Raw genomic sequence first — 16,255 nt, 5'->3', positions numbered from 1 at the left:
TATCCTTAGCGTTTGCTATGGGTATCTTTTTTTATTTTGATAGGAATATATTTACTTCTACTGTGATGTGTTATAATTTGAAAATTAATAATTCTTAATTTTCAGAATAAATAAAGTTAGGAGATACATACATGAGTACATTAAAGAAAATTACGAACAATATTTCGAAGGTTATTATAGGAAAAGATGAAGCGATTGAACTTGCAGTTATAGCTCTTATAGCAAGAGGGCATATTTTATTAGAGGATGTACCTGGGACGGGAAAAACAACATTAGCAAAAAGTTTGGCTAAAAGTGTAGACGCTAAATTTCAAAGAATTCAATTCACAGCGGATACTTTGCCTGGAGATGTTATTGGTCTTGAATATTTTGATGTGAAGGAATCGGATTTTAAAACGAGGTTAGGACCCATTTTTGCAAATATCGTATTAGTGGATGAAATTAATCGAGCTGTACCGAGAACACAATCTTCGTTACTTGAGGTTATGGAAGAGCGTACTGTTACAATTGCGAAACAGACACATTCATTACCAGACCCATTTTTAGTTATTGCAACGCAAAATCCTCTTGAATCGGCCGGTACATTTCCTTTACCTGATGCACAACTAGACCGTTTTTTACTAACTATACGTCAAGGCTATCCTACGAGAGAAGCAGAAAAGGAGATGATGAATCGTTTTCAAATGAATGATCCGTTAGAAACGTTACATTCAATTATTTCAACTGAAGAAATTATTACAGTGCAAAAACGAGCAAGAGAAGTGTTAGTAGGGAATGATGTGCAAGATTATCTACTTGAGATTATTGAGGCAACGCGTAAACATGAGTTAATTGAAATTGGAGTAAGCCCGCGGGGGACGTTGGCATTTATGAGAGCGATTCAAGCAAGGGCAATATTAAATGAAAGAGATTATTGTACGCCAGATGATATAAAGATGCTTGCTGCATCTGTTTGCGCTCATCGTTTAACGTTAACGATTGAGGGGGAAATGAAAACGACGAAAGAACAAATCATGAAAGAAATTCTTCATACGATTAATGTACCAGTGGAGAATATACGATGAATCAACAGCTTGTGTATACACCATTAGCGGAGCCTTTCGTAATGGGAGTTATGTCAGTTGTAGCCATTATTTTATGTGTATTTTCAAGTAATCTACTGTTTTTATCTCTCGTATTTTTGTATGTAATTTTAATAGGTGCGATGCATGTATACATACGTAAAGTATCTCGTGTTGAATGGGAATATAGCCAAGGAAATTCAAACGTTTTTATAGGTGAAACGAAGATGTGCAAAATGAAAATTTCAAATAAGTCGATATTTCCTATTTTCAATATCGTATTTCGATTTAAATGTGAAAACAAGCTAACTTGGAATCATGATGAAATAAACAAAAATACGAATACAGGTTCAAATTATTATATGAATTTACATTTACAAGGAAGAGAGTCAGTTTCATTTGATTTGCAAGCTGTAGCTGTAAAAAGAGGAATTGCGAAATGGGAAGAAGTAGAAATTTTCATTATTGATCCCTTTGGATTCATAACGAACCATATAACATATAAACAAGTTGAAACGCCGTCCTATTTAGTTTTACCAGCTGTTCCGAAAATGCAAGTTCCTGAATTACAAGAATGGTCACGAGGATTTCGAAAAGCGATGTCATCACCCTTATATGATGAAACGAAAGTAATGGGAGTGAAGTCGTATGAAAATGAAGATTTTCGTTCCATCCACTGGAGTGCGACAGCGAAAACAGGGGGGGATAACTGCGAAAAAGTACGAGCGAACACAATCCGATAAATATGCGATATATCTCAACTTGCAAAATAAAAGTGGCATTTCTTTGCGAAATGATACAGAGGAACTAATTGAATTAACGGCAGGCATATGTAAACAATTGCTCATACAAAACTGCTCATTTGAAGTATGGATCAATAGCGTAAAAGATAACGGTTTGCTACATATAAAGAACGGTCATAACCGAAAACATTTGCAAAATGTATTAAAAGTACTTGCCTCAATATCGGACCAAGATACTCCTGTATCGTCTACTTATTTTTACACAGCAGGCTTTCGGCGAAAAGAATTGGATGCAGTTCCTTTAATTCTTGGTACTTCCCCAAAGAAATACAGTAGAACGAATAAATGGGTCGTAATTAAAGAATAAGAAGGGGTTTATGTTATGGCTAATAAAGAGCGACATATGGAGGTGAAGATTTGGAGTATTAGAGTTTTCATGATACTTTTCTTTACGGTTAGTGCGATAACGTTATCACAAGGTGTTGTGCATGTACAAGACATAGTAAAAGGGCTTTTTTCTAGTAAGACGGAGACAATATCGGAAAGAAATTATGATTTTACTAGTTTAGACGAACAGTTTGATGAACCTGAAAGAATTATAGATGAAGAAACAGGAGTTGTAGATACAAGAACAAAAATAGATAGGAAAATTCCACTTTTTGTACGAAAAAATTCATGGACTGATGTGTTTTCTGTTCTTTCAAATGCATGGATTAGTGTCGTTTTTTATGTAATTATTGCAGTGGTCATTCTCTATGCTTTTTATAAATTAATGAGGAGAAAGGTAACGAAATTAGAAATAGAACAGGATAAACAATCGATAACAAAAGAAAATACGGATAAAACCGAAAAGAACAAGCAAGTGATACATCAGTTTGAACAGCCGATACCTAAAGATACGATAAGGAAAACGTTAGTGGAATGGGAAAGAACTTTACCATTTCACTAACAGAGAAGGTCATATGAAACGATGCAACAATGGTTAAGTAGAATTTGTAGAACGCGAGATATTATTCCGATATATGAGTCTGTCCGTTATGGAGAAAAGACGTATACGGAGTTAGATGTAGAGAAGACTGTACGATGGATAGAGCGAGACGGGAAAGCGTGACATTAATATAAGTAAATGAAATTAACTGTAAATTAATTTCATTTACTTATATTTAATTACATGGTAATGTATACTTACTTTTTTATATCTCTACCAATGGAAAAAAGTTGCCTTAGTAGAGTATTGCTCGTTACATTTTTTATGAGTTTATCTTCGCTTCATCAGTATAGAATGAAAAAGAGATGAATTGATTACGGGTAGCATGTAAATAAAAAATTATAATTTATTTTTAAATTTTTATAAGGGTGTGAAAATAGAATGAAACCTGTATTGAAAAACATACTCCTTTCCTTTATTTTTTCTGCAGCAGGGATGTGTTGGTTTCTGTTTATGTTAGTTAGAGGAGGCGGAGACTGGTTATTGTCTTGGGTAGGTGTATTCATGGCCTTTTTATCTTTATACACGTTAATAGATTTATATTGTAAGTATACATACGATAAAAAATGGAGTAAATTGTTTATCAAAGCAACAGTTACTACCTTTAGTTTTGCAGTATTGGGAATCACCTTTGGTATTGTACACGAGCTATTACAGCCATGGAGTCTCAGTTTAATGGTTTGGTATTGGTTGTTAGTGTTACTTTTATTTGTAACGACCATAATATTATTAGTTTTTGTATTATTTGTTAATCGTAAAAATTATAATATTCCTGGGAGATATAGAATACTTATACTGCTTAATCTATTTCTTACGTTAGCACCAGTGCTGTGGCCATTAATACTTACTATTATCGGGAATGGCATGAACGCTAGTGCAGGATGGTAAAAGTAAATGAACTAAAAAGTTGATATAGGGTTTTAAATATGTAAAAGAACGAGTTTTCATAAATTGAAAACACGTTCTTTTTTTATTTTCATACATTACTTTTTCTCATCTAGGCGTCTAATTTTGAAAGTAAGTATTTCGTAAGGAATGGATAAGAAAAAAGAGAGTTTTATCATTTAGGATGAAAGTATAGCTTGAATCAATACGATATGAATAGAGGAGAGAAAGCCTTATGAAAAAATGTTATTCCATTAAGTTAGCGAGTTTGGCAGTTTTATTAGCGGGTACTACTTTATTCACACCCGGTTTTACTGTGAAAGCAGAGTCTATTCAAAATATTTCTAATTCATCAGAAGCACATGACCAAAAGAATCGGAATGGTTGGAAACAAGTCATGCAGGAAACAATCCAAGTTGGAGCGCCAGGGGTATTAGCTAAGACGTATAATAACGGGAAAATTAGTAGTTATAATGCTGGTTTGGCGGATTTAAATAGTAAGAAACCAATGAAATCGGATTATCGTTTTCGGATTGGAAGTGTGACGAAGACTTTTACTGCTACGACTGTTCTTCAATTAGTAGGAGAAAATCGTGTGCAGCTTGACGATTCGATTGAAAAGTGGCTGCCCGGCCTCATTCAAGGAAATGGTTATGATGGCAATCAAATTACGATACGTCAACTTTTGAATCATACGAGTGGTATAGCTAATTATTTAAAGTCAAAAGACGCTGATATTATGAATTCGAAAAAAACGTATACAGCAGAAGAAATAGTAAAGATAGGACTTGCTCTACCCCCAGATTTTTCGCCAGGTAAAGGTTGGTCGTATTCAAACACAGGATACGTAATACTAGGAATGCTTATTGAAAAAATAACGGGTAATAGTTACGCAGAAGAAATCGAAAAGCGCATTATTGAACCTTTGGATCTATCAAATACGTTTTTACCAGGGAATTCACCCGTTATTCCAGGTAAGAATCATGCTCGAGGGTATATGAAAATTGACGAAACAAGTGAATTGAAAGACATGACGTATTATAATCCGAGTTTAGCTAATTCAGCGGGAGATATGATTTCAGATGCAGACGATTTAAATAAGTTCTTTTCATCTTTACTCGGTGGTAAGTTATTGAAGGAACGCGAGCTAAAAGAAATGCTTACTACAGTTCCTGTAGAAGGAAAAGGGGTTGGTGATGGATATGGTCTTGGAATCTATGAGACTAAACTTCCAAATGGTGTCTCAGTATGGGGTCACGGAGGATCAATTCCTGGGTTTATGACTTTTGCAGGCGGAGTAATGGGAGGCAAGCATACATTTGCTGTCAATGTTAATTCTTTAGGTCCGGTTGATATTCTTACACAGTTTGATAAAATGATGCAAGTTGAATTTCAGAAATAGATGGAAAGAATGTGAATGGAATCCTGCTTTAAAGGACAGTATTAACATTCATAGTAGAACATCAAGAGTAATTCAACAATAAAAAAGGATGTCAGTTACACGACATCCTTTTTTATTGAGAATCAAAGAAGTATGTTTTGAATTTTGAAAATTGTTATTTTTGCAATTGTTCCATATAATGAAGGGTAGAGGGGTTATACAGGGGAGTTATGAATGGAGAATACTTTAGTTAGTTAATTGTTTTTATTTTAATAAATAAAAGTAAATTGATGTGGAGTGAAATTCATTGGGAGAAAATCAGTTTAGATGGAGTAACAAGCAATTAAGAGAACATGTTGAAGTAATAGATGGTAAAAGAAGTCCGCACATTTTATTGAAGAATGCAACGTATTTAAATTCCTATATGCGCGAGTGGGTACAAGCAAATATTTGGATCTATGATGATCGCATTATTTATGTAGGAGAAAAACTACCAGCGCAACTACAAGAATGCGAAGTCATTGATTGTGATGAAAAGTATGTAGTTCCTGGCTACATAGAACCACATGCACATCCATATCAATTATATAATCCTGAAACGTTAGCAAATTATGCGATGCAGTTTGGGACGGCGACTTTTATTAATGATAATTTAACTTTATTTTTCACATTACAACGTGAAGAAGCATTTCGTTTATTAGATGAATTTGAAAAGATTTCAGCAAGTATGTATTGGTGGTGTCGTTTTGATGGACAGACTGAATTGCAAAACGGGGAATCTTTATTTAATCGTGAAGAAATAATAGAGTGGCTAAAGCATAAAGCAGTTCTTCAAGGCGGTGAGCTAACAGCGTGGCCAAAGTTATTACATGGCGATGATGAAATGTTACATTGGGTGCAGGAAACGAAACGATTACATAAAAAAGTAGAAGGACATTTTCCAGGTGCATCTGAAACGACTTTAGCAAAGTTAAAACTGTTAGGTACAGATTGTGATCATGAGGCGATGACAGGGCAGGAAGCTTTCGCTCGTCTTATGCAAGGTTACACGGTTTCCTTAAGAAATTCTTCAATCCGCCCAGATTTAGAAGTGTTATTGAAAGAATTGTTGGAACTAGGAGTAAAACAGTTTGATAGATTCATTCTTACTACAGACGGCTCACATCCTTCATTTTATGAAAATGGAATGACAAACGTAATGATATCTACCGCGATAAAACAAGGAGTGCCAGTTATAGATGCTTATCATATGGCAAGCTATAATATCGCCCGTTATTATAATATGGAGCATCTACATGGTTCAATTGCGACTGGTAGAATTGCTAATATAAATATTTTAGAAAGTAAAGAAAACCCGGTTCCAATAAGTGTAATTGCAAAGGGGAAATGGGTGAAGCGCGACGGAGTAAATAAAAATGAATCAGTACAAATAGACTGGAGTAAATTCAAAGTAACTCCATTATTATTAGACTGGTCCATAGAAAAAGAAGATATGATTTTCCCGCATAAAATGGGTATACAATTATTGAATAATGTTATAACAAAACCATACACGACTGAAATTGATTTAAACCGTGATGAACTTTCACTAGATCATGATGAGTGTTTTCTAATGATGATTGCTCGTGACGGTGCGTGGCGAGTGAATACAGTTGTGAAAGGTTTTGCAAAAGAACTTGGTGGGCTAGCTAGCTCTTATTCTGGTACCGGCGACATCATTCTTATTGGGAAGAGTAAAGAAGATATGCTTATAGCTTTTCATAGAGTAAAAGAGCTTGGCGGGGGAATGGTAATAGCTGAAAAGAATGAAGTATTACACGAAATCGCATTACCATTGCTCGGGATTATGTCTAAGTTAAAAATGAGTGAATTAATACAGGAAGAGAAACAGATGGTGAAATTATTGCAAGAGCGTGGCTACGTGTATGACGATCCGGCATTTACCATTTTATTCTTTTCTGCGACGCACTTGCCTTTTATACGGGTAACGCCTATAGGGCTATATGATGTGAAAAATAGTAAGGTAGTGGCTTCACCGGTGAATTTGATAAGACAATGTTAATATGAAAGGCCCTATAAAAGTCCAATTTATAGGGCCTTTCACATTGTTAGCATAAGAATATTGTGAGTCTCAAATAATATAGTATCTAAATTATTTGAGGTGAAACGTAAGTATGAAAAAAATATTGTACATTTTAGGCGTATTTGTATTATGTGTATCTATTCAGCAAGTAGTACATTCTCAAACGGATGCACCAGAGTTATCTTCGGATTGTCTTGAAAAAAGGAAAATTCGAGATGAAAAGTATGTGAAGAACATTATGAAGGACATTCAATCTACGTTTGATTTAAATATAGATGAACACAGTTTTTGGGAAGTTAGCCAAAGAGACCTGGATGCTGCACATTTAATGTATGGCGGAAGAGAAAATGATTCTTATTATAATTCGCTAACTAAAATTTATGATAGTGGTGGATTTAGAGAGCAGCCTAGTTTATTTGTGGCATTGCAAGAAGCATTTTTACTTTATAAAGAAAAAGATAATATCAATGTAATGAAACACTTAAATCTAGATGTTGAAAAAGGGGAATGGATCGTTATAGAAACGAAAAAGAAGAAAGGGAAAAAAGTGAAATTCAAGCCGTTACAATGTGAAAAAGATTATATAAAAAAGAGAAATGAGTACCATAATCTAAAATGAAATAACGGAAATTTAAGCGAGGAAGATTTGTTAATAATTGTAAATGGAGTGGTAGAAATTCCTAGTGATTTTGCCATAAAAAAACGTCATTTTTTATTTTTAAAATGACGTTTTTTTATATACTTAAAGCTTTTGCATCACACTTTCAATCCTCTTCACCAAATCAGCAGACACTTTATGAAAATACCCCAAAACAACCTTTCTAATATCAGCAGAGATAACTTTCAAATTACCAGCTAAATTTTCAGCAAGATGTTCTTTTTCAATCGGTTTTAACTTCGCATAAAATTCACCAGGCTGCGTAAAGTCATCTTGTTTCGAAATTGAAGTTCTTTCAAGTTTACCTTCAACGTATCTTCTGTCACCGCTCGTTATTTGATTAGCAGGTGTCCAATTTTGCTGTTGGTTAATCGTTAATTTGCGGAATTCAGGTCCAATTCTTCTTCTTTGAGAATCACTATAAATGTTAGCTCGCCCTTGCAACATTTTATCATCTGATAGTTCTGCACCGTCTAGTAAATTAGAAGGAGAGAAGGCGACTTTTTCTACTTGTTCCATATAATTTTCAGGATTTTTATTTAACACCATTTTGCCTACTGGTATAAGAGGATACGACTTTTCATCCCATACTTTTGTATCATCTAAAGGGTCATAAGAAAGATGTCCTTCATCTTTCGGATCCATGAGCTGGACATATAATCCGTATTCCACTGGTTTACCATTTGCAATTGCATCATATAAATCTTTCCCGCTATAATCAGGGTTTTCAGCAGCCAGTGTATTCGCTTCCTCATTAGTAATGAATTGTACACCTTCAAATGGGTACCAATGATACTTTACATACTTTCGGTTACCTTCTGCATTTCTCCAAACATATGTATTTACACTATGTCCTGGGATGTGGCGCAGACTTTTGGCCGTACCAGCATCAGAGTATAAATGGACAACGAAATGAATGGATTCAGGTGCTCTAGCGACAAAGCTCCAAAATCTATTCGGGTCTAGTAAGTTATTTATAGGTGAAGGTAACAACGCTTGAATCGTTTCTGGGAAGCGCATCGGATCACGAACAGAAAAGACAGGAATGTGATTACATAAAAGATCGAAAATACCTTCTTTCGTATAGAACTTTGTGGAAAAACCGCGTACATTTCTAGAAGTATCAGGTGTGCCTTTCGTACTAACAGCTAATGAAAATCTCACCATAACAGGAACTTTCTCATTAGAATTTTGTAGAAAGCTTAGTGTAGTATGTTCAGACATGGGATAGATCGTTTGAAAATAACCGAACGCACCAAATCCTTTTACATGAACAGGTCTTTCTAAAATTTTTTCGTGAATAAATTCTTGTAACGTCTCGTGAAGTACACTATCTTGCTCTAGAACAGGTCCACGCGAACCAACTGTTTGAGAGTGAAGTGTAGCTTGTTCATTACGTTCACTATCTTCATTAAAGTCATTCCCTAGTAAAGATTGCCCCTGTTTATCATAGTTTTCATCCATCGATATAGCCTCCAAATCTTTTTTGTCCATTGTTACTAAATATGATTTCATAGCCTTGATTATGTATGACATGCAAAGTAGTAACAGACCGCTAGATGAAAAAAACGCGTATGTAGTGGACCTGTTGAAATAGAAGAAATTATGGAAAAATGAATATCGAGAAGAAAATTACGATTAAAATTACAATCTTAAAAATGAATTTAAACATGACTTTATAGAGAATGAACATAAATAAACAGGGAAAATAACTAGGAGGAATTTAAAATGTCGGATTGGTTTCAATTAGATAAAGAATATATGATGCCTACGTATTGTCGTACGAAGGTTGCAATAGAAAGAGGAGAAGGGTGCAAGCTTTATGATGTGGATGGTAAAGAGTATGTAGATTTATTTTCTGGTGTCGGAGTGAACGTATTAGGATACAATCACCCGAAAATCGTGCAAAGGACAATGGAGCAAGTTACAAAGTCGTTGCATCTGCCGTTTCATTTTTTAAACCCAATTGCGATTGAATATGCAAAGAAATTAGTTGATTGCTCTTTAAAAAACGGAAAGGTCTTTTTTACAAACTCAGGTACGGAAGCAACAGAAACAACGTTGAAATTAATTGATAAATATAGAGCTAATATGGGTGAAGAGCGTGAAGGAATTGTAGTGCTGAAAAATAGTTTCCACGGGCGAACATTAGGAGCACTTCATTTTACGAGACAAGAAAATGTATATCAAAATTTCCCTAAAACATCGATTCCGGTATATGAAGTAGAGCGCGAGAATATAGAGCAATTAGAAGAAATAATTGTTAAAGAAAATCCAATTGCGATTATGCTAGAGCCGGTTTTAGGAAGCGGGGGTATTTATCCTTTATCAGGTGAATATTTACATGGTGTTCAAAACTTATGTGAGAAATATAATGTACTACTTATCGTTGATGAAGTACAAAGTGGTATGGGGAGAACTGGTAAACTATTTGCTTATCAAAATTTTAATATTACACCAGATATTATTCAAATTGGTAAAGGGGCAGGGGGCGGGATACCGCTAGGTGGAATCATTGTAGGTGAAAAGTTATGTGATGTATTTGCACCAGGAGATCACGGCACAACATTCGCTCATTCATCAATGGGAACGGCTTTAGGGCTAACAGTATTAAACACATTGATTGACGATGGTTTAATGCAAGAAGCGTATGAAACGTCACTATATTTAAATGATAAATTGCAAGAAATTCAGAAAGAAAATGCGTATTATATTGGTGAAGTACGTCATGCTGGCATGATGTTTGGAATTAGTTTGAATGATACAAATGAAAACGTAAAGAATTTACAGGTAGAGCTAATGGAGAATGGGATATTAGTTGATGTTACACAAGGGAACATCATTCGTTTACTTCCTCCATATATAATTACTAAAGAAGAAATTGATGTATTTGTTAAGGAGTTTATCTCTTGTATGCATAGTTTAGCAGCTACAAGTGTTTAAAAACTTTAATGAAAAAGTACCTTATTTTCTATTCAAATAGGAAGAAAATAAGGGTGAAAAAAATAAATTTACAAATTAAAATAAAAAGCTGAAAAGGTACTCATATAGCGCCTTCTTCAGCTTTTTATTTTTAACAAATTACTTAACCTAGGGAGCATCTCATTGGACAAATAATTAATTATGTGAAACAATAATAACAGATAAGGAGACATTAATTTTCCTTAAGTGCTTCGAATTAATTTTATTCAATAAGAGAAGGTGTGCTTAAAGAAGTTAAATTAAATAAGGAGCTGTTTTATTATATGCAACAAAATAATGATTTAAATTTTGAACCTCAAGACGTTAATATTGTCAATCCTAAACAAGCCAGGAAAGCAGTAATTGCTACTGGTATAGGGAATGCAATGGAGTGGTTTGACTTCGGATTATACGCGTATTTAGCGGTTATCTTAAGTCAATTATTCTTCTCAGGTGTTGATAATAGTGGATTGCAACTTGTACTTACATTCGGTACATTTGCAGCAGCCTTTCTCGTTCGACCAATCGGAGGTGTATTCTTTGGTAGAATAGGAGATAAGTACGGCCGAAAAATCGTGTTAAGTACTACTATTATTTTAATGGCACTTTCTACATTATTCATCGCATTACTACCAACCTATGAACAAATTGGTGTATGGGCACCAATACTACTTTTAGTTGCCCGAATGATTCAAGGCTTCTCTACAGGCGGCGAATATTCAGGTGCAATGGTTTATATCGCAGAATCTTCTCCAGATAAAAAGCGTGGTATACTCGGTAGTGGTCTTGAAATTGGAACACTCTCAGGTTACATTGCTGCATCGGTAATTGTTACCATTTTGACGTTATTGTTAACAGATGAACAAATGCTCAGCTGGGGCTGGCGTATTCCTTTCTTAATAGCTGCACCAATTGGTTTGGTCGGTTTATATTTACGCCGTCATTTAGACGAATCTCCCATCTTTGAAGAGATGGAAAAAGCACAAGAGGAATCTGAAGACAACGAACAATTTTCATTTATGGATATATTAAAATATCACAAAAAAGACTTCTTATTAAGCACAGTAATTGTCGCCTTCTTTAATATTACGAACTATATGATTCTTTCGTATATTCCTTCTTATCTAACTCAAGTACTTAAAGTCAAAGAAACAACTGGCTTATTAATTATTTCTATTACGATGGCACTTATGATTCCACTAGCACTATATTTCGGTAAATTAAGTGATAAAATTGGTAATAAACGCGTCGTGCAAATTGGTTTACTCGGTTTAACAGTATTTGCAATTCCAGCATTTTTACTAATAGGTAACGGACATATTGCAGCTATATTTGCAGGTATTTTCATTTTAGGATTCTTCCTAAGCGTATATGAAGGAACATTACCTTCATTATTACCATCACTATTTTTCACTGATGTACGTTATCGAGCGCTTTCGATCTCATTTAATATTTCTGTATCGATATTCGGTGGTACAACGCCGCTCGTATGTTCATACTTAGTTCATGCAACCGGTAACCCGCTTGCACCGGCATTTTATTTAACAGGTGTAAGTATTATTGGATTAGTCGTGTTTAGTGTACTATTCGTTACAACATCAGGACGTGCGCTAAAAGGTTCATATCCTACAGTAGAATCGAAAAAAGAAGCACACCAAATTGCTAAAGAAGATCCTGAAGAAACACTTTGGTGGCATGAAGAGTCATTAGAAATTGAAGCAGGGAAAAACGCTTCAATTTAAAAAGTAACGTAGAAGTATAAAAAGACTCCTATGAAAATAGGAGTCTTTTTGTTATGTTATTTCTTTCTTTTCTTCAAATTCTTCTGATACACATAAAGCTTATGAACCTCTTCCTTAAATTCCTGAAGTAGCATCATATTTTCACCATTAGAATAACGCACTGTATTATAAGCATCTATAATAATATGACTCTCAATATTTACATCTTCTTCACTATTTATTCTATCTAACCATGCCTCAATAGTTTCTCCTCGATTTCTATTTAAAGGGGGAGTTAACTTACTTTCAAGCTTAAAAATCTCTTTTCTAATTTCGTTATGTGGCGGTTTGTTTCGTTTCAAACGTTTTTGGCTCATTCCTTCTTTATCAGTGATAATAGTAGATTCGAAGGCAGGCATATTTGGTAAACTAAATTGTTTTCGTCTTTTTATTATTTTCCAAACGACGTAAATAGCAATAGTTGTACATACTATAATTGTAATGCTATTTATGAGAGTTGGATCAAAATCACGCTGTCCAAATTCTTCCTTAATTTGAGGGTCTTTTAGATTTCCTTTATTCGACCAAAAATCGTCTGTCTCTTTTGATTCAGCTGCTGAAAATAACGGATTGATCGCATATCCGAATCCTAATGCAACTACTTGGACAATATAAGAAAAAATAAGACGTACATAAGGAAATACTAGAATAAGTAAAGCACTAAATGTTCCAATTGTAATAATAGAAGTAAAACGTAATAACTGTTGATTACGATTGGAACCTGTTAACCAAAATGCAATCAAAATGTGTAAGACTAAAAGTAACAACTTCCATAATGGTGGAAAAGGGGCATAAAATATAGCTGAAAAGACGAAACATACTATACCACCTAATGACTTTTGAACTGGATATCCAGGACCGAATACATGTACGATAAAGAAGAAAAGCGGTAACATAATTGTGCCAAATAGAGAGAAAGGGAGAAAGATTGAGCAACCGATTATTTGAGTAATTAACAGTATGACAAAACCTGTTGTTTTTTTCTTCACTAGTTTATGGATAAGAAGTACTCCTACATATCCTGTTGCTATAAATATAGCAACAGCAACAAGTTCATCTCTTTCCGTTAATAATGAAAGGAGGAGCAGTAGAATAAAGTCATGAACGTGATAGAGCCAAGTTTTCAAGCTGTTCCACCATCCCTTCATTATTTATGAAAAACGTAGGTTGAGAGAGAAGAGGGAGTTCATTTCTTTGTAAACCAATATATATCATTGTAGACGAACGTTCCCTTTTTCTCTCTACGTAGTGAAGGAATCCTTGTTTCGGAAGTAACGTACTATCATCTGAAATACGCGCTAATTCCTCTAAAGATATTCCGTAGTGTGTTTGCCCTGCGTTTAATGGTAGATGCAGAGGACCACCCTCAGCTAATACACTAATAAATAATTCAAATGGTATTTGATGCTTCGTTGCGTATTGGCAAATGTATGTAGCAAATGATATAAGATCTTCTATATTATCCTTCCAACCAAATCCGCGATCAGCAGCTAAAGAAAGACAGATCGTCCAACTATAATTTTTTACAGGTTCATATTGCTTTGCCTGTAATGCCTGCATTTTAGCAGATGCTTTCCAATGAATAGAACGGAAAGACTCACGTTCATATCGTTTAACGCCGATAATAGATGTTTCATCATTGTAAAAAGAAAAATTCGTTCGATAAGATCCCGTTAAAAGTTGCTGAAGTTCTTGCAAACCTGCCACTTCTTTTGGAGAAGGGTACACAATAATTTCAGTCCGTAATTTATCAAAAATGGGTAAATGTACAGTTAACAGATGAAAAGGATCTTTCAAAACGCATTCGAATTGTTCAATTTGAAATACACCACGCTTCGTTGCGGTTAATGTTAAATCCCATTTTTGCGCCGAATGAGCAGGTTGTGAAAACGGGAAAGAGAATAGTGTTTTTGATATTTGTTCAATTCCTTGATCTTTTTGTGGTAGTAGTGACGGATTTAAATGAAAATAACAAACACCGTTAACGAGTGGTATATTTGCACCATTTTTTAAATGAATAAAAAACTGTCCAGATTCATTAGGGAATAACCGAGTTATTTGTTTCTCGTTTATTACTTGAAACCTTTTCTCTATATAAGCGACATATTTATAAATGAAAATCGCAAATAAATAATAGAAGAAAAAGAGAAACATAATAATTCGTTGCGGCATAAAAAATGTAAATAGTATAGCGCCTGGGACAGTTAATTGAATAATATGAAGTTGGAAAAATAACGGTACAGTTACAACGCGCTGTCCATTCATGCTTGCTCAATCTCCACTGGTACGTCAATTTCTTTTAAAATTCTTTGCATAATTTCATTTTTTGTCGTACGTAATGCGCCTTCCATTGATAGGACGATACGGTGATTCCAAACAGAAGGAACTAAAAATTGTATATCTTCAGGCGTACAATATTCTCTGCCGCGTAAAAAGGCTAACGCCTGTACTGCGCGCACTAAAGCAAGTGTGGCACGTGGACTTACACCGTTAGCGATGTAATCATGATTTCTTGTAGCATGAGCAAGTTTAATAATGTAATGTTCTAACGGCTCTGATACGAAAATTTCTTTTACTCGTTTCTGTGCCTCTAAAATGTTTTCTAAAGAAATAACAGATTTGACGCTTTCTAACGGTACATCGCTACGAAAACGTCGCATCATTTGTAGTTCATCCTCTGGAGATGGATAACCAATTGAAATTGTCATTAAAAAACGATCAAGCTGTGCATCTGGTAGAGGAAACGTTCCTTGTGATTCAATTGGATTTTGCGTCGCAATAACAAAGAACGGTTTCGGAAGAGGAGTAGATTGCTTTTCAAGCGTTACTTGTCGTTCTTCCATCGATTCTAATAAGCTAGACTGTGTTCTAGGCATAGCGCGGTTAATTTCATCTGCAAGCAAAATATTGGTCATAACTGGTCCAAGTCTTAACTCGAATTCACTCGTTTTCGGATTGAAATATTCAATACCTGTTACATCACTCGGAAGTACATCCGGTGTAAATTGAACGCGAGAAAAATTACCACCAATACTTTTAGAAAGTGTTTTCGCAAGTAACGTTTTCCCCGTACCAGGAACATCCTCAAGCAGTACATGTCCATCAGCAAGCAATGAAACGAGTAATAAATCAATAACATTTTCTTTACCGACAAAAACTGATCCTATGTTTTCTTTCAATTTATTTATCATATGTATCATTCCTTTCAAAATAAAAACGGATATTTCTATATTTTAACAAATTATTCAGAAAATTGATATGATTTTTTAATTCGAAGAAATAAATATCCAATTATTAGATTATACTTGCATATTTTGGAATGTAGTTATACAATATCGATATACGATGTATCGTTAGTCGATATATCATAAAGCGATGTATCGGAGGTGGTTATAATGAATACGAAAGCGAAAAAATATATTCCGTTAACAGAGGCGACATATTACATATTGTTATCACTAGTGAAACCAATGCACGGATACGGAATTATGCAAATGGTAGAAGAAATGACAAATGGGGAAGTAAAGCTCGGTCCAGGTACTTTATACGGGAATACGACAAAGTTACTAAAAGAGAAGTTAATAGTTGAAGTGGCTTCTACAGATAGAAAAAAGTGCTATGAATTAACTCCGTTTGGGAGAGAAGTGTTGGAGCTAGAGTACAACAGATTACAGCGTTCGGTTAAAAATGGGAATAGTATATTAGGGGAGTGAA

Annotated in this window: 12 protein-coding genes and 2 pseudogenes; 10 read left to right on the top strand and 4 right to left on the bottom strand. The window is 34.6% G+C overall.

Annotated features, from left to right (window positions below; translation table 11 throughout):
- Nucleotides 1–131 precede the first annotated feature (131 nt).
- The 7 genes and pseudogenes from BAQ44_RS21745 (at nt 132) to BAQ44_RS21715 (ending at nt 7,760) form a co-directional block, all read left to right on the top strand.
- A complete protein-coding gene (locus BAQ44_RS21745; protein WP_071723684.1) occupies nt 132–1,064 on the top strand; it encodes an AAA family ATPase in 933 nt (310 codons plus the stop codon).
- A pseudogene (locus BAQ44_RS21740) lies at nt 1,061–2,171 on the top strand (DUF58 domain-containing protein). Before BAQ44_RS21745 ends, BAQ44_RS21740 begins: the two are co-directional and overlap by 4 nt.
- 15 nt (nt 2,172–2,186) lie before the next feature.
- Nucleotides 2,187–2,915, top strand: a pseudogene (locus tag BAQ44_RS21735) (signal peptidase II).
- A 258-nt stretch (nt 2,916–3,173) separates the two neighbouring features.
- A complete protein-coding gene (locus tag BAQ44_RS21730) occupies nt 3,174–3,680 on the top strand; it encodes a DUF3902 family protein (protein ID WP_000805743.1) in 507 nt (168 codons plus the stop codon).
- Nucleotides 3,681–3,912: 232 nt separating this feature from the next.
- Entirely contained in the window at nt 3,913–5,079 is a 1,167-nt protein-coding gene (locus tag BAQ44_RS21725; RefSeq protein WP_071723683.1) for a serine hydrolase domain-containing protein, read from the top strand.
- A 286-nt stretch (nt 5,080–5,365) separates the two neighbouring features.
- A complete protein-coding gene (locus BAQ44_RS21720; protein ID WP_071723682.1) occupies nt 5,366–7,120 on the top strand; it encodes an adenine deaminase C-terminal domain-containing protein in 1,755 nt (584 codons plus the stop codon).
- A gap of 112 nt (nt 7,121–7,232) precedes the next feature.
- Nucleotides 7,233–7,760: a hypothetical protein gene (locus BAQ44_RS21715; protein WP_071723681.1), complete on the top strand. Its 528-nt coding sequence runs from the start codon at nt 7,233–7,235 to the stop codon at nt 7,758–7,760.
- A gap of 123 nt (nt 7,761–7,883) precedes the next feature.
- Here the strand turns inward: BAQ44_RS21715 and BAQ44_RS21710 are convergent, their stop codons facing one another.
- A complete protein-coding gene (locus BAQ44_RS21710) occupies nt 7,884–9,263 on the bottom strand; it encodes a catalase (protein WP_071723680.1) in 1,380 nt (459 codons plus the stop codon).
- A 264-nt stretch (nt 9,264–9,527) separates the two neighbouring features.
- Here BAQ44_RS21710 and BAQ44_RS21705 point away from each other — a divergent pair, with 264 nt between their 5' ends.
- Together BAQ44_RS21705 and BAQ44_RS21700 are read left to right on the top strand one after the other, a co-directional pair.
- Nucleotides 9,528–10,742 carry an aspartate aminotransferase family protein gene (locus BAQ44_RS21705; protein ID WP_071723676.1) on the top strand — a complete coding sequence of 405 codons (1,215 nt, stop codon included), beginning with the start codon at nt 9,528–9,530 and terminating at the stop codon, nt 10,740–10,742.
- A 302-nt stretch (nt 10,743–11,044) separates the two neighbouring features.
- Nucleotides 11,045–12,502 (top strand): MFS transporter, encoded by a 1,458-nt coding sequence (locus BAQ44_RS21700; protein ID WP_061676903.1) that lies wholly within the window; start codon nt 11,045–11,047, stop codon nt 12,500–12,502.
- Between the two features lie 56 nt (nt 12,503–12,558).
- On the opposite strand, the gene BAQ44_RS21695 is transcribed toward BAQ44_RS21700, so the two are convergent.
- From BAQ44_RS21695 to BAQ44_RS21685, 3 genes are read right to left on the bottom strand one after another with little or no spacing between them, the layout of a single operon-like run.
- A complete protein-coding gene (locus tag BAQ44_RS21695; protein WP_071723674.1) occupies nt 12,559–13,668 on the bottom strand; it encodes a DUF4018 domain-containing protein in 1,110 nt (369 codons plus the stop codon).
- Nucleotides 13,640–14,806: a DUF58 domain-containing protein gene (locus BAQ44_RS21690; protein ID WP_071723672.1), complete on the bottom strand. Its 1,167-nt coding sequence runs from the start codon at nt 14,804–14,806 to the stop codon at nt 13,640–13,642. Before BAQ44_RS21690 ends, BAQ44_RS21695 begins: the two co-directional genes overlap by 29 nt.
- Complete coding sequence (locus BAQ44_RS21685; RefSeq protein WP_071723671.1) at nt 14,803–15,732, bottom strand: AAA family ATPase; 930 nt, start codon at nt 15,730–15,732, stop codon at nt 14,803–14,805. Before BAQ44_RS21685 ends, BAQ44_RS21690 begins: the two co-directional genes overlap by 4 nt.
- Before the next feature lie 204 nt (nt 15,733–15,936).
- On the opposite strand from BAQ44_RS21685, the gene BAQ44_RS21680 reads away from it, so the two are divergent.
- Entirely contained in the window at nt 15,937–16,254 is a 318-nt protein-coding gene (locus BAQ44_RS21680) for a PadR family transcriptional regulator (protein ID WP_048565484.1), read from the top strand.
- The last annotated feature ends 1 nt before the right edge of the window (nt 16,255 follow it).

It is taken from the genome of Bacillus mobilis, assembly GCF_001884045.1.
Lineage (GTDB): Bacteria > Bacillota > Bacilli > Bacillales > Bacillaceae_G > Bacillus_A > Bacillus_A mobilis.
Note: the sequence above shows the minus strand (reverse complement) of the source record. Positions and strands in the feature narration are given on the sequence as shown.

Bases quoted from the DNA above. Each gene is read 5' to 3' on its own strand.
- BAQ44_RS21705 (WP_071723676.1), top strand. From the start codon at position 9,528: ATGTCGGATTGGTTTCAATTAGATAAAGAATATATGATGCCTACGTAT.
- BAQ44_RS21725 (WP_071723683.1), top strand. From the start codon at position 3,913: ATGAAAAAATGTTATTCCATTAAGTTAGCGAGTTTGGCAGTTTTATTA.
- BAQ44_RS21730 (WP_000805743.1), top strand. From the start codon at position 3,174: ATGAAACCTGTATTGAAAAACATACTCCTTTCCTTTATTTTTTCTGCA.
- BAQ44_RS21745 (WP_071723684.1), top strand. From the start codon at position 132: ATGAGTACATTAAAGAAAATTACGAACAATATTTCGAAGGTTATTATA.
- BAQ44_RS21700 (WP_061676903.1), top strand. From the start codon at position 11,045: ATGCAACAAAATAATGATTTAAATTTTGAACCTCAAGACGTTAATATT.
- BAQ44_RS21715 (WP_071723681.1), top strand. From the start codon at position 7,233: ATGAAAAAAATATTGTACATTTTAGGCGTATTTGTATTATGTGTATCT.
- BAQ44_RS21685 (WP_071723671.1), bottom strand. From the start codon at position 15,732: ATGATAAATAAATTGAAAGAAAACATAGGATCAGTTTTTGTCGGTAAA.
- BAQ44_RS21710 (WP_071723680.1), bottom strand. From the start codon at position 9,263: ATGGATGAAAACTATGATAAACAGGGGCAATCTTTACTAGGGAATGAC.
- BAQ44_RS21690 (WP_071723672.1), bottom strand. From the start codon at position 14,806: ATGAATGGACAGCGCGTTGTAACTGTACCGTTATTTTTCCAACTTCAT.
- BAQ44_RS21680 (WP_048565484.1), top strand. From the start codon at position 15,937: ATGAATACGAAAGCGAAAAAATATATTCCGTTAACAGAGGCGACATAT.